The sequence below is a fragment of the Streptomyces sp. NPDC058637 genome, from assembly GCF_042717325.1.
In the GTDB taxonomy this organism is placed as follows: Bacteria; Actinomycetota; Actinomycetes; order Streptomycetales; family Streptomycetaceae; genus Streptomyces.
This window is the reverse complement of sequence record NZ_JBHXRD010000004.1, coordinates 145808-168007: the sequence shown is the minus strand read 5'-3', so window position 1 is coordinate 168007 and position 22200 is coordinate 145808. Positions and strand designations below refer to the sequence as shown.

Sequence of the window (22200 nt, the reverse complement as noted above, 5' to 3'; positions counted from 1 at the left end):
GGGGGCGCCCCGCCCCCCGGGGGGCCCCCGGCCCGCCCGCCCCCCGGGGGGGTGCCCCCCCGGGGGCCCGCGGTCCGCCACACCGCGGAGCCTGCGGCGAAGTACCAGGAGCCCTCCTGTTCGTACACGGCGGACTCGTCGTCCAGTCCCGCGTCCGTGAGGCGCACGGCTGCGGCCGACGGGTCCTCGTAGGGGATTTCCATGCTGCTCGTACATCGGAGCTCGGGTACGGATCTCCCCCATTCCTCCCAGTCGTACGCTGAGCCTGTCGTCATGCCGGTGTGCCTTTCCAGTGGTGTTCCGCTTGTCCGCAGGGCGCGGGCGGTGGTCATCGCGTCGTCTCCAGCCGCCAGCCGTGGGCCTGGGTGCGCTGTTCCCAGAAGGAGGCGTAGGTGCCGCCCGCTGTGACCAGCTCGCTGTGGGTGCCGCGCTCGGTGATCCCGCCGTCCTCCAGCACCAGGATCTGATCAGCGGTGACGACCGTGCTGAGCCGGTGGGCGATGACCAGCAGGGTCTTCTCGGCGGCGAGCATGCGGACCGTCTCGGCGAGCAGGGCCTCGTTCTCCTGGTCGAGCGCGGCGGTGGCCTCGTCGAGGATGAGGATCGGGGTGTCCCTGAGGAGGGCACGGGCGATGGACACGCGCTGGCGCTGACCGCCGGAGAGCGCGATGCCGCCCTCCCCCACCCTGGTGGCCCAGCCATCGGGCAGTTCCTCGATCACACGGTCGAGCCCGGAGAGCCTTGCGGCCCTGGCCAACCGCTCGTAGTCGGCGTCCGGGGCGCCGATCCGGACGTTGTCCTCGATCGTGCCCTCGAACAGATAGACGTCCTGGAAGACCAGGGAGACATGAGCGGCGAGCACCTCGGGGGCGATCTGCCGTACGTCGACTCCCCCGATCCGGACGGTGCCGCCCGTGGTGTCCCAGAAGCGGGCAAGCAGCCTGGCGACTGTGGTCTTGCCTGCCCCGGAGGGACCGACGAGAGCGGTCATGCTGCGTGCCGGAAGCCGGAAGCTCACACCGCCGAGCACGGGGCGCGTGGTTCGCGCCTGTTCCCGGGTCGCATCCTTCTCCGCGTAACGGAACTCGACCCCCTCGAAGTCCACCTCGGCCCCGTGGGGTACCTGCGGCTCGGCTGGCTGCGGGAACGGCCGCTCGTCCAGGACTGCGCCGAGCCGCTCCAGGCTGTTACGGGCGATCCGCATCCCGGCGCCCACGTCTGCCGCCCCGGAAAGGCTGTCGATCAGCCGGACCGTCAGGACCAGGAGCGCCAGCAGGGTGGGGACCGTCAGTGAACCGTCCAGGTGCCAGGACACGCCCAGTGCCAGCAGCAGGGCGAACACCAGCCGGGCGGCGAAGGCGAAGGAGACCAGGCCGGGCAGGCCGCGGACGATCAGTCGGCGGTCGGCCCGCGATTCCGCGACCAGGGCGTCGTCCAACGCCCCGTAGCCCTCGGTGGTCCGGCCGAAGGCCCGCAGGACGGGCTGGTTCTGCGCGAACTCCAGGACACGGTCCGAGGCTTCGCCGATCGCACCGTCCCGGCCCTCGTCCAGGCGGCGCATGACGGCGGTGCTCGCCGTGTGTACGGCCAGCAGCACGGGGGCGCAGACGAGCAGCACGAGCGCCGTCCGCCGGTCGAAGAAGAAGGTCGCTGTCACCAGGGTGACCGGGGTCAGCAGCGAGCTGACGAAGGGCCTCAGCAGGTGGGCGGGCATGTTCATCACCTGGATGACGTTCTGCCCGGCGAGGCGGCTGAACTCGGCGGCCCGTCCCGCGGTGAACCAGCCGAGGGGCAGGTCCAGTGCCCGCGTCGCGAGGCGACGGTGCAGGACCCGGGAGAGCTGCGAACCGACGGTGAAGCCACCCCTGAGGGCGGCGCCCTGCAGGGCCGCGTAGCCGAGAGAGATGACGACGAGGGCGGTCAGCCATGGCCACACACCGTCCGGGCGGTCGCCCAGCAGAGCACGCAGCGTGGGCACCAGCAGGGCGAAGGCGACGCCTTGGAGGACGGCCGCGGCACCGAGGAGGACGAGCAGGGCGTTCAGGGGACGGGAGCCCTCACGCCCCAGGACCTTGTACAGCTGGCGGATCATCGTGAGCTTCCCTCTCGGATGTCGTCCTGGGTTCCGTCCGTGCGCGGCACGGCGGCGATCCGGCCGGGTGCGGCGGACTGTGGCTCCTCCCGCTGGGCTTCCCACAGCCGGGCGTACCGGCCGCCCATGGTCACCAGGTCCTCATGGCGGCCCTGCTCGGTGATGCGTCCGCCTTCCAGGACCACGATCCGGTCGGCGGTGCGGACCGTTTCCAGCCGGTGTGCGATGACCAGCAGCGTGCGGCCTCGCGCCAGTTCGGACAGCGCGTCCTGGATCAGCGCCTCGGAGTGCGGATCGGCGTAGGCGGTGGCCTCGTCCAGGACGAGGACGGGGGCGTCGGCGAGCAGTGCCCGTGCGATGGACAGGCGTTGGGCCTCTCCACCGGAGAAGATGACGTCCGTGCCGGCCTCGGTGGCGTACCCGTCGGGCAGGGCCATGATCCGGTCGTGGATGCGTGCGGAGCGGGCGCACCGCTCGACCTCCTCGTCGGTGGCGCCGGGCCGGCCGAGGCGGATGTTGTCGGCGACGCTCGCCCGGAGCAGTCGCACGTCCTGGAGGACGAAGCCGATACGGCGGTAGAGCTCACCGGCGGGGATGTCCCGGATGTCGGCGCCGCCGATGGAGACCGTGCCTGCCGTGACGTCGTGGAAGCGGGGCAGCAGCGAAGCCAGGGTCGACTTGCCGGACCCGGAGGGGCCGACGAGCGCGGTGACGGTGCCAGGGGCGAGATCCAGGTGGATGTCGCTGAGCGCGTCGGTGCGGCCGTCGTAGGAGAAGGACACTCCGCGCAGGGAGACACCGTTGTGCTCGGGCACGCTCGGCGTCCCCGGGTCGGGCAGGACGGGCGTGTCCAGCAGGGCGGAGATGCGGACGGCTGCCGCCTGGCCGGCCCGGATCTGCTGGATGCGGGGGCCGACCACGCCCATGGGGGCGGCGACGGCCGGGCCGAGCAGCAGGAAGGGCACGAGTTCGGCACCGGTCGTCCAGCCGTTGGTCACGGACACCGCGCCCGCCACGGCCAGCAGGAGGAGCACCACGGCCGGGGAGACGACGAGCAGCGCGGCGGTCGAGGTGGCGAGCGTCGCGCGGACCCACCGGGAGAAGAAGTCGGCGAAGCCGTCGGTCGCGCCCAGGAAGCGTTCGTACGCTGTGCGCCCGCGGCCGAACGTCTTGAGGACGGCGATGCCACCGGCGAACTCGACGGCCGCGGAGGAGATGCGGCTCAGCGCGGCTCCGTACTCGGCCATCTGCGCCCCCGCTCCGGACATGGCCCTGCTGAACAGGAACACGCCGAGGGCCAGCGGCAGGACGCTGATCAGGGCCAGGCTCGGGTCAATGGTGAACAGGTAGACCAGGGCGAGCACCGGGGCGGTGAGGACGCCGACGACATCGAGGAGTGTGTGGGCCACCAGGGTGTGCAGGGCCCGTACGTCGTCCTGGACCGCCTGCTTGACCTGGCCGGTTCCCCTCGTGGTGATCCAGCCGAGGGGCAGTCGCCCGATGTGCTGCGCGAGGCGTCGGCGGAGTGCGAGCTGGAGGTCGTTGTCCGCGAGGTGGCTGACGGCGCCGGCCGCCGAACCGCACAGCAGGGCGAGCAGACCCGCCGCGCAGGCGAGTGCGACCAGCGGCCAGAGGTCGTCGCCGCCGACCTGGGAGCCGTCGGTGAGACGGTCCGCGATGCGGGAGACGGCGATGAACGGGACGACTCCGGCGAGGGAGGCGACCGTCTGGAGGCCGACTGCGAGGGCGAGGCGCCCCCGGGCACCGCTCAGCAGGGTACGCAGCGCGGGCTGCGGGGTGGAGGGAGGTGCGGGGTCCGGACCGTGGCCGGACGGGTGCGGCTTCACTTGACGAGGACTCCGATCTCGGGGATGGCCTGTCCGCCGGCCTCGGTGATGCGGCGGCTGGTCATGCCCGCCTCGGCGGCGAGCCGGGCGACGTCGAAGGTGTGCCAGACGTAGCTGTCGGTCACCTCGCGCACGGTGCGGCCGTCGGACAGGACCTTCCAGGTGGTGGTGAACCGCATCGCGTCGCCCTCGGTGGGCTCGCCGCCGATCCACCACTCGTACGTCTGGCGGCCGATGGTCTCCCTGAGGGACATCACCGGCGGGATGACGCGTGGGGAGGAGACGCCCATCAGTTCCACGACGATGGGTGCTCCGTCCGGCAGGCAGGCGGCGAGCCGCTTCCAGAGGGCCACCCGCTCGGGGACCGTGAGGTGGCCCGCGACGCCGAAGATGACCACGGCCGACAGTTTCTCGGGCAGGGGCAGGTCCTGGGCCGCTCCGTCCACCACGGTGACACGGCGGCGCAGATCGGGATTGCGGGCGACCCGTGAGGTGAGCATGGCGCGCATCGTTGCGGAAGGCTCCGCCACGATGATCTCCGCCTGCGGCAGTGCTGATGCGATGACCTCGGTCACGCGTCCGGTCCCCCCGCCGATCTCCAGCACGGGGCCGTATGAGGTGTCGACACCTTCGAGGACACGCCTGAGCGGTGGTCCGCTGCTGGCGGTGTGCCGGGTGGCGACCATTTCGTAGAACTCGGCCGAGGTCGAGTAGTAGTCGATCAAAGGAATCTCCAGGAGAACGGACGGGGACGCGACGGCCGGCTCACGGCGTGCTCGGCCACATGTGTCCGTCCGTGGTCAGCGAGGGGTCCATCCGCCGCAGGACGGTGGCGACGACCTCCCGGCGCCGGGGGGTGAGGTAGAAGTGGTCGCCGGGGAAGGTGCGCACCTCGGTACGGGCGGTCGTGAGATCCGCCCAGCCTCCGGCCCGCTCGCTGATGCGCTCCTGGCCTAGTTCCGGGTCCTCGCTGCCGGTCAGTACGTGGACCGGGCAGTCCAGTCGCGGGCGGACGGAGGGACGGTAGGTCTCGATGAGCCGGTAGTCGTCGCGTACGGTGCCGAGGACCAGGGCACGGAGACCCGGATCGTCGAGCACCTCGCCGCTGGTGCCGCCCAGCCGTCGCAGTTCGGCGCAGAGCACGTCGTCGTCCTGGCGGTGTACGTCACCGACCACGGCCGTACCGGGGGCGGCGCGGCCGGAGACGAACAGGCGGCGCGGGGCCGGTGCCCCGCGGCCGTTCAGCTCGTGGGCCAGTTCCCAGGCGACGGCCGATCCCATGCTGTGCCCGAAGAGGGCGTACGGCCGGTCCAGCAGGGGTGGCAGGACGTCCGCGAGGGCGGTGACCAGCTCGTCCATGCTCGCGGTGGCGGGGTCCTCGTAGCGGTCCTCGCGGCCGGGGTACTGGATGGCGAGCAGTTCGACCTCAGGGGGCAGCAGTGCCGCCCAGGGGCGGTAGAAGCTCGCGCTGCCGCCCGCGTGCGGAAGGCAGATCAGCCGGAGGCGGGGGGCGGCCCCGTCGCTCCAGCGCCTGATCCACGGGCTGTGGGAGGCGTTCGGGAGTGAGAGGGAGGAGGCGGTCACCAGGTCACCATCAGCTCTTCGAGTCCGAAGGTGGCCGAGTCGTGCTTGAAGGTGACCTCCTCGCGGTCACCCGCGAGACGCAGGGTCGGAACCCGGCGCAGGAGTGTCTCCAGGGCGATCTCCAGCTCCAGCCGGGCCAGATGTTGCCCGAGGCACTGGTGGACGCCGTAGCCGAACGCGATGTGGTGGTTCTCCGGCCGGTGGAAGTCGACCTGTTCCGGGTGTTCGAACCGCTCGGGGTCGTGGTTGGCCCCGGCGAGGAGTCCGATGACACCGTCGTCGGCGGGTATCACCCGGCCGGAGAGCTCGATGTCCTCGGCGGCCACCCGCAGCGGGATGGAGTCGGCGATGGACATGACGCGCAGCAGTTCGTCGACGGCGCGGGGCATGAGCGTGGGGTCGGCCAGCAGTTCCTCCTTCAGGTCGGGCCGGTCCAGGAGCAGCAGCGTGCTGAGGGCGATCATGTTGGTACTGGTCTCGCGGCCGGCGTTGATGGTGATGCCGACGGCGGAGAGCAGTTCGTTCAGGGTGACGTTTCCGGTGTTCAGGTGATCGGTGACGAGCTTGGAGAGCAGGTCGTCGCCGGGTTCCTCCTGGCGTTCGGCCACCAGGCCGGCGATGAGGCCGAAGAGACCGCCGAGGGCTTCGGAGACCTGCTCGGCGGTGCTGTGGCGGGAGCCGGAGATCCGGGTGACGTCCCGGAAGAACTCGAGGTTCTCCCGGGGAATGCCGAGCAGTTCGCAGATCACCGATGTGGAGACGGCGTTGGCGTACACGGAGACGAAGTCGACCGGCTGCTCGGCGGCGAGCATGTCGTCCACGAGTTCGTCCACGCGGGCCTGTACGGCGGGCCGCATGGCGCGTACGCGCCGGACGGTGAACTCCGGGAGGAGCATGCGGCGGTAGCGGGTGTGCTCAGGGGCGTCGGTGCGGATGAAGGGGCGGAATTCGGCCCCGGCCTCCTGCTCCCCCTCGCCGAGCGCCGGGAAGTTGGGCCGGCGGATGTCCGCGCTGGCGCGTGGATCGGAGAGCAGGGCGCGCACGTCGTCGTAGCGGGACACCACCCATGCCTCGCGCTTGGTGGGGAGCGTCACGCGGGCCACCGGATCGTCGGTGCGCAGGGTGTCGTACTCCGCGGGCGCGGCAAACGGGCAGCCTCGCCGGATCGGGAAGTCGCGGGGCCGCCCGGCTTCGGACAGCCCGCTCCCGCCGGGGGTGCTGGAGCCGGGAGGGGTGGAAGTGTTCATCGGTGGTCCTCGGTCGGTGTAGACGGAGACGAGTGGGGGTGGGCGGCGGGTACCGGGCCTGGCTCGTGGGTGAGTACGGCCAGCGGCGGCGCACCGGGCCGGGTGGGCAGGGCGCGTACGGTCATGCCGGACTCGGCGGCGACGTCGCTGAGACCGAGGGGGTGCCAGCGGTACGAGTCGTGCACCTCGCGCACCACACCGGGTTCGTCGTCGCGGTGGACGCGCCAGGTGGTGTGCAGGCGCATCGCGACCGTGTCCGTCTCGTCCGGCGCCCCGGAGAACGACCATTCGTAGCGGTGCTGTCCGGCACGAGCGGTGGCGAGCCTCGTCTCGGGCAGAGTCAGCGGCGCGTCGAATCCCATGAGTTCCACGACGACGAACCCGCCGGGGGCCAGCCGTTGTCTCAGCCTCTCCCAGAGCCTGCGGCGCTCTGCGGCGCCGAGGTGGCCGAGGACCCCGCAGAGGAGGACGGCGCCGATGCGGTCGGGCAGTTCGCAGTCAGGAGCGGCGTCGGCCGTGACGGTGACCCGGGAGCGCAGGTCCGGATCGCTGAAGACCCGGCTGGTCAGTACGGCGCGCATGCCGACGGCCGGTTCGCAGGCGAGGATCTCCACGTCGGGCCTGGCGCGAGCGACGGCCTCGGTCAGGAGTCCGGTTCCCGCGCCGATGTCGAGCACAGGGCCGTCACCGAGTTCGGCGTCGGCGAACAGGGCGGCGACGGCGGAGGCACTCGCGGTCGCGGTGTGCTGTGCCGCGACGAGGTCGAAGAACTCCGCCGAGGGAGTGTAGGGAGCCGTTTCTCCGGAGTGCACGGGCGGAGCGGCCCGTCGAGTGGTGAACGCGGCCGGCTCGGGGTCCGGGAACACGTCGCCGGCCGAAAGGGGGCGCGGAGTCCCGGGCCTGACGATCTCGGGCGGCCCCAGCCGGGCCGCGAGGTCGGACCAGATGCGGCAAACCGCGAGGTCGTACTGCCCCGCTCGAAGCGCGTCTCCACCACGCACCGCCGCGTCGCGCAGGCCGTCGAGGGCGCTGCCGATCGCCTGCGGCCACAGGTCGGTGAACACGTTCCGGAAGGTGCCGGTGGTGCCGACGACCGCGGTGGTGCCGAGACCGAGACTCCCCGTGCCCGGGCCGTCGAGGCGAAACCGGCGGTCCTCGTCCCTGGTGATGTGCAGCCGCGGACTCCACAGGACCGGTCCGTGAGTGTCGGCCAGTGCGAGGACGCCGCCCTCGGTACCGATGGAGAGCCGGTGCCAGTGCAGTGCGTGGTTGTCCCGGTCGGACGGATCGAGCTGGTGGTGCACCCGCAAGGTGACAGGTACGCCGCCGATCATGCCGTGCAGGGTGCGGAACGGCTGCGGACCGATGTCCGAGGGCAGCGCGGCCGGGTCGGCGAAGCGCCAGGGGCGCAGGGTTCCCAGCGCCTGACCGAGGATGTCCACCATCGGGTGCAGCAGGTGGACGGGCGTGGCCGCGTCCACGAACAGCGGCTTCTGCAGGGTGGTGAGCCTGCGGGCCGCTCCGATGAAGGAGCGGACGGGGCCCACGTGCGGATAGTGGGTGTTGACGCGGTACTGCACTCCACGGCGACGTGCGTGTCTCAGGCAGTCCGTCAGTTCCGTCAGGTGCACGGGGTGTTCCTGGAGTACGTGGATGCCGCGGTCCATCAGTGCCCTGGCCAGCTCCGTTCCCTCTCCGCCGGAGATCGAGGAGCTGACCGCCACGCACGCGGCGTCGATGTCGTCCGGGAGCTGATCGACGTCCGTGAAGAAGGGCACGCCGGTGCCTTCCGCGTACGCCCGTGAGGCGGCGGAGCCCCGGCTGAGGATGCCGGCCAGGACGTATCCGGGCCGCCTGCGAACGGCTTCGGCGTAGAAGCGGCCGAAGTTGGTGCCGCAGACGAGGACGCGGAAGGGTGCTGCGGCGGTCACAGGACCCCCTCCTCGTCCGGCTCGGTGTCCGCCGGCGCGGCGGTGCCGGTGAGCCGCAGCTCGCCGGCACCGCCCGTACGTAGGTGGCGGACCACGGTGTCGGGGTCGAGCACGTCGCACGCGAGGTGGACACCTGGGGGCACCACGGCGTTCAGGACCGCGTCGACCGCCAGCGCGCCGACGGCGGCCGTCAGCCGGTAGCTGCTCGCGGCACGCAGCGTCAGTCCGGCCGTCGCGGGCCGTCCTGACGCGGCCCCGGCCAGTTCGAAGTCCATGACGTAGTAGGGCTTGCGCCCGGCCAGGTCGAGGTCGGCGGCGAGGATCAGGCGGCGTGCCAGCTCGTCCGGGTCGGCGCCCTCGGCGAGGTGGCCCGGCAGGAGGCTGAGCAGGGAGCGCACCTGGGCACCCGGGTGGACGTTGTACCAGTCGAGCCGGTCGAGTCCCAGGTCGTTCGCGAGGCGTTCGCTCTCCCCACTCAGGTAGGGCTGCACAGCGACCCGGCCGGGGAATCCTGCCCGTTCGGTGTCCTCGGCCGTACGCGACGCGCGCGTGACGCGACGGCCGCCCCGGACGGCCGCGAGCGGCTCGCCGTAGGCGGCGCCGTCCGCGCCCCCGGAGGTGAGCGAGAGCATGAGGTCCTGCGCCACCGTGGGTGAGCAGGTCTCCAGGCCGCCGCAGTGCGCCGTCAGACCGGTGGGCCGGTCGAGGCCCTGCCGGGCCAGCCAGCGCGGCAGCAGGCTGGACAGGCCGGGCAGCGCCCCCGCCGACAGGACCACGGACCGGCCGTCCTGGCCGGGGTCGCCGTCCTTGAGCAGGTCCTCGGCGGCCGGGTCGTCCCCGGCGACGTCCACGCAGTGTGCTCCGGCGGCGAGAGCGGCCGAGGCGACGGTGGCCCGGAGCCGGTAGGTGGGGCCGACGCAGTTGAGGACGACGTCGCATCCGTCGGCGAAGGCGCTCAAACCGCCCGGGGTCTCGGCGTCCGCTCTGACGGTCTCGTCACGGCCATGTGGGTCCTGCTCGGCGATCGCGCGGAGCGCCGACGGGGTGCGACCGCCCAGCCGCAGTCCACCGTGGCCGAGTGCCCGCAGCTCGCGCACGGCGGCCCGGCCCACGGCTCCGGAAGCGCCCAGGACACCGATGAGGGGTCTCTTCGTCATCGGGTGATCGCTCCCTGGGTCAGCTCACTGAGGGTCTTGAGGATGGTGGGGGCGTGTTCGACGGACAGGCAGCTGTAGTGGTCTCCGCCGATGTCGACGATGTCCAGCTCGCCCAGTGCCAGTTCGTGCCAGTACGTGGTGACGGCGTCCTTGCTTCCGGGGAAGGGATACGCGCCGTCGTGACGCAGGAAGGTGATGTCGCCCGCGTACGGCTCGGCGTCGTAGCGGGTGATGGCGAAGACGCTCTGCCGGAAGGCGAGGAACAGCCGTGTCATGTGCTCGGGTTCGTAGGTGCCCGCGGATGCGGGGACGGCCTCGCACATCCGCGCTATGCGGGTCGCGCGGGGTACCTCGGCCAGGGCCCGGAAGCGGTCCGCGACGTCGGCGAACTCGGCAGGGAGCGCGGCGAGCCCGCCGTCGGGCAGGACCCCGGGGCTGCCGGCCAGGACGGCGTCGGCTGCCGCGGCCACCCGGTACTGGTCGCCGGGGAAGCCCAGCGCGGCGGGGTCGATGCCCATCATGACGGCGAAGGAGTACTCGGAGAGCAGCTCGTCGTCCAGACGGAAGCGCGGGCTGTGGCTGCTGATGACGGTGAGGCTCTCCACCTCGGCCCCGGACTCCGCCAGGTTGCGGGCCACTTCGGTGGCGATCAGTCCGCCCAGGCAGTAACCCACGACGTGGAAGCGGCGTCGGCCGCCCGCTGTCAGGGCGCGTGCGTAGTCGGCGGCGAGCTGCTCGATGAGTCCCTCGGGCGGGGAGGCGAGGAAGCCGTTCAGGTCGGGGACCTCCACGCCGACCACCTCGGCGAGTCCTGGGGAGCGTCGCCTGATCTCGGTGATCAGCGCCCGGTACGGCATGATCGTGGCGGTTCCGGCGTGCACGAGCACCGTTGTCGGCTCATCGGCCGACCGCGCACCGTGCAGGTGGATGACGGGATCGGTCCGTATCGCGGTCCCGTTCCCCAGTGCTTCCTCCTCGCTGGTCAGTCCCCGCAGGAAGCCGGCGAGTCCGGCCACCGTGGGGCGGCGGAGCATGTGCCGCAGGACGACTTCCCATTCGAGTTCGGCGGCCTGGGGTACGCGGTCGCGCAGTTGGGCCACCATGCGGGCGACCAGCAGGGAGTCCCCGCCCAGGGCGAAGAAGTCGTCGTTCCTGGTGACGCGCTCGGCCGACAGGAGCTCTGCCCAAAGCCCGGCCAGGCTGGTCTCCAGGTCGTCCATCGGCCGCTCGTCCACCACGGGCCTGGTGGTCTCCCGGGGCAGCCAGGTCCGCAGCAGTGACCGGTCGGTCTTGCCGTTGGCGGTGCGGGGCAGTGTGTCGACCACCTGCCAGACGGTGGGAAGCATGTACTCGGGCAGCCGGGTGGCGGCGCTGCGCGACAGCTCGCCCACAGGTACGTGGTGCCGGTCGCCCTTCATCGTGGCGATGAACACCTCCTGCCCGGTGGCGGCCAGCGGGTCCTCCGGCTCCGGCAGTGACACCACGTCCGTCGCCTCGTGCCGGTCGAGGAGCTCCCGCCACTGCGAGTGGGTGAGGAAGGACTGGCCGGTGTGTGCGCGTACGTCGGTCCAGGTGTGTCCGGCGACCTCGAGGAACTCCATGGAGACCAGCAGAGGGCAGTTCTCGTCACGGGTGTTCTCGACGAACACGAGCTGTCCGCCGGGAACCAGCAGTTCTCGCAGCCGGCCCACTGCCGCGTCGGCGTCGGCGGCGGCGTGCAGGGTGTTGGCGCACACCACGACGTCGAAGGTGTTGGGTACGAGGCCCTGCTCGCGCGGGTCCTCGTCCACGTCGAAGCGCTGGTACCGCACCCAGGCGTGGTCCGCGAAGCGTTCGCGCGCCTCGTTGAGGAAGAAGGCCGAGGCGTCCGTGAAGAGGTAGTCCACCCCGTACTCGGCGAGTACGGGCACCAGTTCGCCCGTGGTGCCGCCGACGCCTCCGCCCACTTCCAGCACCCGCAGCCGGTCCTCGCCGGTGTGTGCGGCGGCGATCTCGGCCAGTGCGGCGACGACGGCACGGTTGAGGTGGCGGATGGCGAGGTTGTCGCGGTAGGCGGCGTCCGCCGCCTCCAGCGCCGCGCCGGGGAAAAGGAGCTCCCTGATCCCTGTTTCTCCGGCGATCAGCTCCGGCAGCCGGTCGGCGCAGGTGCGCATGACGGTGAGCAGCTCGGTGCTCCACCCGACCTCGCGTTCCAGTTCGGCGGCGCGCCGCCATCTCCGTTCCAGCTCGGCCCCGGGGATGGCGGCGAGGCCCCTGTAGGTGTCATCGGCGTCGCGGTGCGTCAGCTGCCCCCGGCCGGCCAGGGCGCGCAGCCAGCGCCGCACGATGTGACGGTGGCGGGGGGTCGAGCGCAGGGCGGTGCCCACCTCGTCCGCCGAGTGTGCGGCGCCGTCCCCGAAGAGCCCGGCCGCCAGGAGCACGCGCGTCATCTCTGCGAGCGCTACGTCGTCGAGAGCGTCGAGGAAGGCCGTCAACTGCGCGGGGTCGACGGCTTCGGACGCTGCGCGTACGGCTTCGGCCGCCGCCTCGTGGACACCTTCGGTGGCCTGCCTCGCCGGCTCGTCGCCTTCGCGGCGGGCCGTCTCCACGAAAGCGGCCAGGCGCCTTCCCCCGGAGCCGGAGTCGTCGACGACGACCGCGCCGGCGGCCACGGCCGGGTGTGCCTGGACGGCTGCTTCGACCTCGGCGAGTTCGACCCGGTAGCCGCGGATCTTCACCTGGGCGTCCTCGCGGCCGAGGAACTCGATGGTTCCGTCGGGGAGGTAGCGCCCTAGGTCGCCTGTGCGGTAGATCCGTTCACCGCTGACGGGGTGCACGAGGAACCGCTCCGCGGTGCGTGCTTCGTCACCGAGGTAGCCCATGGCGACGCCGGCTCCGGCGATGTACAACTCACCCGGGACCCATTCGGGCCGTGGGCGCAGCTGCTGGTCGAGCACGGCGAAGCTCTGGTTGGTCAGGGGCTTGCCGTAGGGGATGCTCGGGCGTGCGGTGTCCACCTGGCCGACGGGGTGCGCGATGGACCAGATGGAGCCTTCGGTCGCGCCGCCGAGGGAGATGACTTCCAGGCCCGGCAGCATGGCACGGGCCTCGTCGGGCAGGGCGACCGGGACCCAGTCGCCGGAGATGAGGGCCAGCCTCAGGGTGCTGTCGTCGTCGGCGGCCGGCTCCGCGCGGAGCCAGTCGCACAGCATGTGCAGCTGTCCGGGCACGGAGTTCCAGACGGTGACGGCGAAGTCCTGGACTAGTTCGGCCCAGTGCGAGGGGTCGCCGCGCCGCTCGGCCTGGGGCAGGACGAGTGTCGCGCCCACCGACAGCGGGCCGAACAGGTCGTAGACGGAGAGGTCGAAGCTCAGCCCCGCGATGCCGAGGACGCGGTCCTGGGCATTGACGGCGTACCGGCGGTTGATGTCCTCGACGGTGTTGAGGGCGGCGCGGTGGCTGATCATCACGCCCTTGGGCGTGCCGGTTGAGCCCGACGTGTAGATGACGTAGGCGAGTTCGTCGGGGTGGCGGGGTACATGGGGCGTCGTGGCCGGGAGGTCCTCAGGCAGCAGGTCGACGGCCAAGGCGGACACGTTCGGGGGGAGGTCGTCGGTCTCGGCGAGCCAGGACTGTGTGAGAACCGTGCGGACAGCGGCGTCCGCCAGGATCGTGTCCCGGCGGGCCGGCGGCTGTGCCGTGTCGACAGGGAGGTACGCGCCGCCCGCGATGAGGACCCCGAGCACGGCGACCGCCTGTTCCCACCCCTTGTCCATCCAGATGGCCACCGGCTCACCCGGCCGCAGCCCGGACTCCTCCAGCGTGCCGGCCAAGGCGCTCGCGCGGTGGACGAGCTGCCGGTACGACAGGGCCAGCTCGGGTGTCCGGACCGCGATCGCGTCCGGTGTGGCCTTCGCCTGGGTGAGCACGGGTGCGTGGAGCAGGGTGTCCGGCAGCGGTCCTTCGGTCGCGTTCACCTCGGACCTGCGGGCGGTCTGGGACACCGGGAGTTCGACGTGGGCCGGCTCGTCCCAGGCCTCCTCACCGACCGCGCCTTCGCCCGACAGCAGGCGTACGAGGCCGGTGTAGGCGGCGAACATGTCCTCGGCGACCGAGCCGCTGAGTGCCCCCTCTCGAATGTCCCACGACAGGCTCAGCGCGTCACCTCGCCGCATGACCTGGCAGTCGAGCCACACCTGCGGCGTCTGGGTGACGGCATACGTCACCTCCGGGGGCACCCCGCCCGACGTGGCACCGGAGCTGAGGGCACTGGTGAAGACGACCGGCATGAGGACCGGTGCTCCGGCTCTGCGGGAAAGCTCGGCCAGCACCTCGGATCCGGTGAACAGGGGGTGGCTCAGGTCTTCGAGGAGCTGGCCGCCCAGGGTCTGGGTCCGTTCGGCGAAGGACACCGGGGCGTCGAGGTCCACGGCCAGCAGTTCGAGTGAGGTGAAGTCACCGACGAGCCGGCCGATGTCCTCGTGCAGCGGGGGGCGGTCCACCGTCGGCACGTTGAGGGTGAACCGGGTGGTGCGTGACCAGCGGCCGACGGTCTCGGCGTAAGCGGTGAGCAGCGCGGCGGACACGGTCAGCCCGCGTCGTGCCGCCCGTTCGGTGAAGCGTTCCCTGGCGGAGGAGGGGAGCAGGTACTCCAGCCTGGCGAAGCTCACGGTGTCACCGGTCGCGGCTTCGCGGCCGGTGACCGTGGCGCCCTCCACCTTCGGCTCCCAGGTTTCCGCGAGGGGAAGTTCGGGAGCGGGCGGAAGCGTGTCGAGCCGGTCCGTCCAGTACGCCCGGTCCCGGGTGTACTCGGTGCTGTCGGCGAGGGCACGCCGGGCCAGGACGTAGTCGCGGAAGGAGATCCGGGGCGCCTCGGACAGTGCGGAGCCGCGGTAGCGGGTCTGGAACTCGGCGAGGAGGATCCGCAGGCTGGCGTGGTCGACGGTGAGCATGTCGAAGGACAGGTGAACGACCGCACGCGTGCCGGTCAGGCTCACGTGCACGTCGAACAGCGGCCAGTGGTCGGTGGGCTTCTGCCGTACGGACATCCGCGCCCGGGTGCGCGCGACGGCCGCGTCGGCCTCTCTCACGTCGGCGATGGCAACCAGGTCGTCGACGGTCACGACCGGTGCGGGGACGTCGGGCAGCACCCGCTGGTAGCCGTCGCTGTGGATGACGGCGCGCAGCATGTCGTGCCGCTGGACCAGCTCGCCCCATACGGTGGCGACGCGCTCCACGTCGAGCTCGGCGTACTCCAGTTCGACGTAGACATGGCAGCCGATGCCGCCGTAGGCGTAGGCATCGGTGCGGCCGATGAGGTAGGCCGCCTGGATGTCCGTCAGCGGAAAGGGGTCGTGGCGGCCGGCTTCGTCGCTCCGCAGGACGGTGTCGTCAGCTTGCAGGTGGTGCAGGATCGCTGCCTTGTGCGTGCGCAGTTCGGTCCGGAGTTCGTCCGTGAGCCGGCCCTGCGGCGCGCGGAAGCGGAGTTGTCCGTCCTGAGCCCACAGGTGCACGCCTTCGTCGGCGCAGCGGGCCAGAAGTTCAGCGGGGTTCACAGTTCTCCAGTTTCGTAAGCGGTCGTGTCGGCGGCGAGCGTGCGGGTGATGTCCGCGCCGAGGGCGGCGATGGTCGGAGCGGCGTAGATGCGCCGGGCGGGCACGGAGACCCCGAGCCGGCGTTCGACCGCGCCGACCAGGCGGAGCGCGGAGAGGCTGTCCCCGCCGAGCGTGAAGAAGTTGGCGTTGCGGTCCGGTGCGTGGCCAGGCACGTACTCCTGCCACAGCTCCGCGAGCACCGTCTCGACCTCGCCCCGTGGCGGCTCGGCACCGGTGGCGGTGGTCTCCTGCTCAGCCGTGCGGACCAGGGTGTTCCGGTCCACCTTCCCGTTGCCGGTCAACGGCAGGGCCGGCATCGGGAGCAGCCGGGACGGCACGGCGTAGGCGGCCAGCCGCTCGGCGAGCCAGGCGGGGAGAACAGCGATGACGTCGTCGGTGGCAGTGACCTCCCGCGGCACGACGAAGGCGACGAGACGCTTGGCTGTGCGCTCTCCCACCGCGACCACCGCGGCACGTACCACGTCCGGGTGCGCTTCGAGGGCGGCCTCTATCTCACCGGCTTCGATGCGGTGGCCCGCGATCTTCAGCTGGCTGTCGAGGCGGCCGAGGAATTCCAGTGTCCCGTCGTCCCGGTATCGTCCGAGGTCTCCCGTGCGGTACCAGCGCCGGCCGTCCCGCACGACGAACTTCTCCGCTGTGCGGTCCGGGTCCGACAGGTAGCCTCGGGCCAGTCCCAGGCCGCCGATCCACAGCTCTCCGGGGGTCCAGTCCGGGCAGTCACGCCCCGCCGGGTCGACGACCCGGTACTCCTGCCCGGTCAGGGGCCGTCCGTACGGGATGGAGACCCATAGGGGGTCCACCTCGTCGACGGTCAATGTGTTCGACCAGATGGATGCCTCCGTGGCTCCGCCCATGGCAACGAACACGCAGGGGCGCGCGGTCCGCTCCTTCAGCCGGCCGGGGAGGTCGAGCCCGATCCAGTCACCGGAGACCAGCGCGGTACGCAGGCCCCGGATGCCGCCGTCGCCTGGCGCACGCCGTTCGTCGGCGTCCAGCAGAAGGTCGAGGAGAGCGGGAACGGTGTTCCATACCGTCACGTCATGACGGGCCACCAGGCCGGTCCAGTGCGCTGGTTCGCGGCGCGACTCCTCGGTGGGCAGCAGCAGGGATCCACCGACGGACAGCAACCCGAAGATGTCGTACACGGACAGGTCGAAGTCCAGGGCCGACAGGGCGAACACGCGGTCGTCCGGACCGATGCCATGGCGGGACCCGATGTCGGCGACGGTGTTCCACGCGGCGGCGTGGGTGATCTCGACACCCTTGGGCTCACCCGTGGACCCCGACGTGAAGATGACGTAGGCGAGCGCGTCGGGGTGGATCTCCCGGGGGGCCGACAGCGGCGGGAACGCCTGCGTGTCCGGGAATGACAACACTGCCGTCGTGCTCTCCTCCTGGCCGGGCAGGGCGGGCCAGCCCCCCACCACGAGCCGGAAGCCGGCCGTGGCGCGTACCCGTTCCAGCCGAGCGGCGGGCTGTTCGAGGCCGAGCGGCACATAAGCGGCACCGGCCGCGACCACACCCAGGACGGCGGCGATCTGTTCCGGGCCCTTGGGCAGGGTGACGGCGACCAGGTCGCCCTCGCCCACCCCGGCGGCCACCAGAGCGGCAGCCGTACGCAGTGCCTGCTCGGCCAGCGGGCCGTAACCGGTCGTCGCACCGTCCGGGGTGACGAGGGCCGTGCGGGCGGGGCTGTTTCCGGCGTGCACGAAGAAGGCTTCATGCAGGGCAGCGGGTACCGGCTGCTCCCGTCGGGCCTCCAGCACCGCCGCACGGCGCCGCTCCCGCTGCACCGCGGGCAGCGGATCGGGCAGGGGGGACGCCCAGTCGCTCGTCACCAGGTGGCGCAGCAGCCGGGCGTGGGCGGTGAACATGGCGTCGAGGACGCCGTCGGCGAAGAGTTCCTCCACCGCGTCCCAGGTGACGACGAGCGCTCCGGACTCCTCGGTGACCTGGTTGTCCAGACAGACCTGGGGGGACTGCGAGATGCCCCAGATCTTCGCCGGGAAGCCGCTGTCTGGATCCGCCAGGGCCGCGACGCCGACCCCCACGGCGCTGGTGAACACGACGGGGGCGGCGGACTCCACCGTCCCGGCGCGGCGGCCGAACTCCCGCAGCAGCCAGTCGATCGGCACGTCCCTGTGGTCGAGGTCCTCGGCCTGGCGCCGTTGGAGGGTGAGGGCGGAAGCCGGCCAGCCCTCGTCCTCCCGGCGGTATCCCGCCAGGGACAGCGAGGTGAAGTCACCCAGCACCCGATGGATATGCGGGTGCGCCTCACGCCGGTTGAACAGCGTGAGGGTGACGGTGACGGCGTCGGTTCCGCTCCAGGCCGCCAGCACCTCGCAGTACAGGGCGAGCAGCACGGTGGAGGGCGTCAGGCCATGGTGGGCGGCGGCCTCCTTGAGTGTCCGCCAGTCCGCCGGGTCCAGCCGCAGCCGGCGCCGGGTGAAGGAGGGAGCGTCGATGGTCGCCGGATCGCGGTCGAAGGGCAGCGAAGGGCTCGGGGGCAGTTCGTCCAGACGGCCCTGCCAGTGCGCGCGGGCACGCTCGGTCGCATCGGGATCGGAGGGCAGTTGGGTGAGGTAGTCGCGGAACGACACGTCGACCGGGAGGAGTGGGCGCTCCGGGTCGGCGTAGAGGGCGTTGAGCTCGGCGTAGAGCGTGGTGATGGACAGCGCGTCGAGGACGAGGTAGTCCAGGCCGATGCCGAGACGGGTCCGGGTCGCACCGGTGGCGTCCGGGTAGCGCACCGCCTCGACCGCGAACAGGGGCCAGCGGGCGGGGTCACGCACCTGGTGGGACAGGCGTTCGCGCAGGCGGGCCAGGGCCTCGGGTGTCTCTTCGAGACCCACGTCCTCGACGGAGATGCGTGGGGCCGGGAGATCGGACAGGACGCGCTGGGTTCCGTCGCTGACGACGGCGCGCAGCATGCCGTGCCGGTTGACGAGCGCCTGCAAGGCCCGCTCCATCCGGTCGAGGTCGACATCCGTGCCGTCGAACTCGCTGTAGTGCCAGGTACCGACGCCGCCCAGGGTGAAGCCCGGGTCGCGGCCGGTGTGGTAGGCGGCCTGGACATCGGTCAGCGGGAACGGGTCGTGGGCGTGGGCGGGGTCGGGCACCAGGGCTTCCCCCGGCCCGTCCTCGTCGGCCGCCGTAGCGGGGCGCAGCGTCGCGCAGAAGTCACGGAGGACGGGGTGGGTGAACAACGCGGCGACGCGCGCGCCGGTGAGCCCGGCCGCGCGCAGCCGGCCGATCATGCGGGTGGCGACGAGCGAGTCACCACCCAGCCGGAAGAAGCTGCTGTCCCGGCCGATGCCGTCGACGCCGAGGAGAGCTGACCACTCACGCGCGACCGCGGTCTCCACCGGGCCGAGCGGCGCTCGTGTCCGGGCAGCCCCCTCACCCGTCGCCGCCTCGGCCAGCAAACGGTGTACCGCGGCTCGGTCGAGCTTGCCGTTGGCGGTCAGGGGCAGATCGGCCAGGGCCAGGATCTGGTCCGGAACCATGTAGGACGGCAACCGTTCGGCGACCCGGTCACGGACCGTGTCCGCGGTGGGCGTGGCGCCCTGGCCGGAGACGGCGGCGGCGAGCCGTCGGACCGGGGTCTCCAGGACCGTGGCGACCGCGTGCAGGACGGTCGGGTCGCCCTCCAGGGCCGCCTCGACCTCGCCCAGTTCGATTCGGTGGCCGCCGATCTTGACCTGGTGGTCGGCGCGGCCGAGGAACTCCAGGATGCCGTCGGGCCGGTAGCGGGCGAGGTCGCCGCTGCGGTACCAGCGTTCGCCGTCGTGCTCGACGAAACGTTCGGCCGTGCGCTCGGGATCCGACCGGTATCCGGCCGCCACCCCTCGCCCGCCGACCCACAGTTCCCCCGGGACGAAGTCCGGGCGGTCGCGTCCTCGGCCGTCGACCACGCGCGCCTTGGTGTTCCGCAGAGGCAGACCGTAAGGGACCGATTTCCAAGCAGGTTCGGGGACGTCCACCTCGAAGACGGTCGAGTGCACCGCCGCTTCCGTCATGCCTCCGAGTGCCACGAAGCGACAGCCGGGAACGAGGGAACGCAGGCGGTCCGGCTGGTCGAGACCGACCCAGTCCCCGCCGAGCAGGACCATACGCAGCGAGTCTCCGAGGCCCGTGTCCTCACCGGCCGTCATCAGCAGGTCCAGCAGGGCCGGAACACACTGCACCAGGGTCACCCGGTGGGTGCGTACGAGCCGGGCCCAGTGGTGGGCGTCCCTGCGGTGCTCCTGACCGACCGCGACCACCTGGCCGCCGAGGGAAAGGGGGGTGAAGATGTCCCATGTGGCGAGGTCGAAGTCCAGGGCGGAGATCGCGAGTGTGCGGTCATCCGGTCCGAGCCCGAGTTCGTCCTCCATCGCCTCGATGGTGTTGACGACGGCACGGTGCGGGATCTCGACGCCTTTGGGCAGCCCGGTGGAGCCGGAGGTGAAGAGCACGTAGGCGGGCAGTTCCGCGTCCGGTTGAGCCACCGGCCCGGGAGTCTCCTCCAGGGCGTCCTCCAGGAGGAGGACGGGGGCGGACGAGACGTCCGCGCTCAGGTGGCGGTGCGCCCGGTCGGTGAGTACGGCGGACGGGCCGGCGACCGCGTGGATGCGCGCACGCCGCACAGCGGGCTGCTCCACTCCCACAGGTGCGTACGCGGCACCGGCGGCCAGCACCCCGAGTACGGCGGTGATCTGGTCGGCGCCCTTGGGCAGGGTCACCGTCACGGTGTCGCCCTCGCGCACGCCGTGGCCGCGCAGGAGGGAAGCCACTCGCCGTGCCGCACGGGCGAGTTGGCCGTAGGTCCGACTGTCGCCGCTCTCGCACACGACGGCGGTCCGTGTCGGCTCGGTCTCGGCGAGGCGGAAGAAGCGGGTGTGCAGAGCCCGGTCCGGCTGGGGTGTGGGCGGCAGCGCCGCGACCGCGCGCCGGGACAGGACGTCGGGGCCGAGCAGGGCGCCCACGGGGCGGGTCCAGGCAGAGGGATCTGTGACCAGCCCGGTGATCAGCCGCTGGTACGCGTCGAAGGCCGCTTCGGGGATGCCCGGCTCGAACAGGCCGTCACGCACGTCCCAGTTGAGGAGGAAGCCACCGTCGAGCTCGGTGACCTGCGCGTCCAGGAAGACCTGAGGGCCCTGCGAGATGATCCAGACAGGTCGGCCGAACGTCTTCTGCACGCTCTGCTCGAAGATCTCACCGAGTCCGATGGCGCTGGTGTAGACGACCGGTGCGAGCACGGGGGCACCTTCGAGGCGTGCGAGGTCGCGCAGAACCTCCACACCGCTGTAGGAGCTGTGGGAGATGCCGGCCTGAAGCCCTTCCTGTACCTGCCGTGCCTGGCGGACGAAGGGCAGCGGGGCGCTCATGTCCGCGTCGAGCAGGACCGAACTGCTGAAGTCACCTACGAGGTGCGCCACTTCGGGGGTGAACATCTCCCGGTCGAAAAGCGGGAGGTTGAGGAGGAACCGCTGGCTGCCGCTCCATGCGGCGATGACTTCGGCGAACGCGGTGGCAAGAGCTGCGGCGGGGGTCACGCCGTGGCGGCGGGCACGGCTGATCAGCGCGGCCTTGGCCTCCGGGTCGAGCCAGTGGTGCAGGCGCCGGGAATGAGTGAGCGAGGCGTCACCGGCCTGTACGGGAGTGAGCGGATCGACAGTGGTCGGCAGTCGTGGCGCGCCGGGCAGTTCGCCCAGCCGCTCCCGCCACCAGGCCGCGTCCTGTTCGCGCTCGGGCCCCCGTCTGCGTTCACGCTCGGCTAGGTACTGACGGTAATCGAGGCCGAGTTCGACGGGTGCCGTGCCGGGGGATTCGTAGAAGTCCCGGAGATCGGACAGCAGGACCCGCAGGCTCAGCGCGTCCCCGGCCATCATGTCGAGGTCGAGCTGCAGCCGTGTCCCACCGCCCGGAAGCAGGCACAGGGCGACGCGGAAGACGTCGCCGGCCGCGAGGTCTCCGCGTGCGTGGGTGTTGCGTTCACGCATACGCTCCAGCTCCGCGCCGGTCTCGTCGGCGGTCAGGGAACGCAGATCATGGACCGTGAGGCCGGCGTGCGCCCCGCCGTGACTCTGGCGCCCCTCCTCGTCGAAGACCGCCCGCAGCATGCCATGGCGCCGTACGAGCGTCTTCAGCGCGGTATCCAGGCGGGCCGGGTCGAGTTCGCCGCCGTCCAACTCGACGTAGAAGTGAGCGGCGACACCACCGAGAGGCTGACCCTCCTGGCGGCCGATCCAGTAGGCGTGCTGCATGGTCGCCAACGGGAACGGTCCGGTCTCTTCCGCGGGCGCCACAGCGGTTGGCGCGGGCCGCCCGCTGGAGGGTGCGCCGTCACGGGCCTTCTCTTCGATCAGGCGCGTCCAGGCGTTCAGGGTGGGCTCGCTGGTGAGCTCCTTGAAGGTGACGACACTGCCACCCCGGCGCCACTCGCCGACGAGTGCCATCAACATCAGCGAATCAAAACCGAGTTCGTAGAGGTCCCGGTCGCCGTCCAGCTCCCAGGGAGCCATCTGTAGCGCGCGTGCCACCGCCTCGCGCACCGCGCTCGGCACGTGGGCGGCACGGTCTACCGGCCCGCCTCGCGAAGCCTGCACGCCGGGGGCTGGTTCATCGCTCACTGATGGGGGTCCTTCCAGGACAAGGGGGGCCAGTGCTCGCCGGCCATGATCGGCGGCTCTCGGCACGAGGTCGGCCATCTACTTGGAAATGATTATCATTTCTGAATATGCATCTTAACCATCCGCCCCCCTGT

General features: G+C 71.6%; 9 protein-coding genes. All 9 read right to left on the bottom strand.

Translation table 11 applies throughout. The annotated features are described in order from the left end of the window. Positions 1 to 328 precede the first annotated feature (328 nt). From ACFWVP_RS05710 to ACFWVP_RS05670, 9 genes are read right to left on the bottom strand one after another with little or no spacing between them, the layout of a single operon-like run. Positions 329 to 2092 carry an ABC transporter ATP-binding protein gene (locus ACFWVP_RS05710; protein ID WP_384493878.1) on the bottom strand — a complete coding sequence of 588 codons (1764 nt, stop codon included), beginning with the start codon at positions 2090 to 2092 and terminating at the stop codon, positions 329 to 331. After that, positions 2089 to 3939 carry an ABC transporter ATP-binding protein gene (locus tag ACFWVP_RS05705; RefSeq protein ID WP_384493876.1) on the bottom strand — a complete coding sequence of 617 codons (1851 nt, stop codon included), beginning with the start codon at positions 3937 to 3939 and terminating at the stop codon, positions 2089 to 2091. Before ACFWVP_RS05705 ends, ACFWVP_RS05710 begins: the two co-directional genes overlap by 4 nt. Then, positions 3936 to 4664 (bottom strand): trans-aconitate 2-methyltransferase, encoded by a 729-nt coding sequence (locus tag ACFWVP_RS05700; RefSeq protein WP_209471819.1) that lies wholly within the window; start codon positions 4662 to 4664, stop codon positions 3936 to 3938. Before ACFWVP_RS05700 ends, ACFWVP_RS05705 begins: the two co-directional genes overlap by 4 nt. A gap of 40 nt (positions 4665 to 4704) precedes the next feature. Further along, positions 4705 to 5523, bottom strand: a complete 819-nt coding sequence (locus ACFWVP_RS05695) for a thioesterase II family protein (RefSeq protein WP_384493874.1) — start codon at positions 5521 to 5523, stop codon at positions 4705 to 4707. Further along, positions 5520 to 6770 carry a cytochrome P450 gene (locus ACFWVP_RS05690; protein WP_384493872.1) on the bottom strand — a complete coding sequence of 417 codons (1251 nt, stop codon included), beginning with the start codon at positions 6768 to 6770 and terminating at the stop codon, positions 5520 to 5522. Before ACFWVP_RS05690 ends, ACFWVP_RS05695 begins: the two co-directional genes overlap by 4 nt. Further along, a complete protein-coding gene (locus ACFWVP_RS05685) occupies positions 6767 to 8701 on the bottom strand; it encodes a Gfo/Idh/MocA family oxidoreductase (RefSeq protein WP_384493870.1) in 1935 nt (644 codons plus the stop codon). The genes ACFWVP_RS05690 and ACFWVP_RS05685 overlap by 4 nt, the downstream gene beginning before the upstream one ends. Beyond that, the gene (locus ACFWVP_RS05680; RefSeq protein ID WP_384493868.1) at positions 8698 to 9858 is read right to left on the bottom strand and encodes a saccharopine dehydrogenase NADP-binding domain-containing protein; all 1161 of its coding nucleotides are present in this window, start codon (positions 9856 to 9858) and stop codon (positions 8698 to 8700) included. The genes ACFWVP_RS05685 and ACFWVP_RS05680 overlap by 4 nt, the downstream gene beginning before the upstream one ends. Beyond that, positions 9855 to 15392, bottom strand: coding sequence for an amino acid adenylation domain-containing protein (locus ACFWVP_RS05675; RefSeq protein WP_384493867.1), 5538 nt, complete (start codon positions 15390 to 15392; stop codon positions 9855 to 9857). The genes ACFWVP_RS05680 and ACFWVP_RS05675 overlap by 4 nt, the downstream gene beginning before the upstream one ends. Next, complete coding sequence (locus tag ACFWVP_RS05670; protein WP_384494005.1) at positions 15389 to 21958, bottom strand: amino acid adenylation domain-containing protein; 6570 nt, start codon at positions 21956 to 21958, stop codon at positions 15389 to 15391. Before ACFWVP_RS05670 ends, ACFWVP_RS05675 begins: the two co-directional genes overlap by 4 nt. Positions 21959 to 22200: the final 242 nt, after the last annotated feature.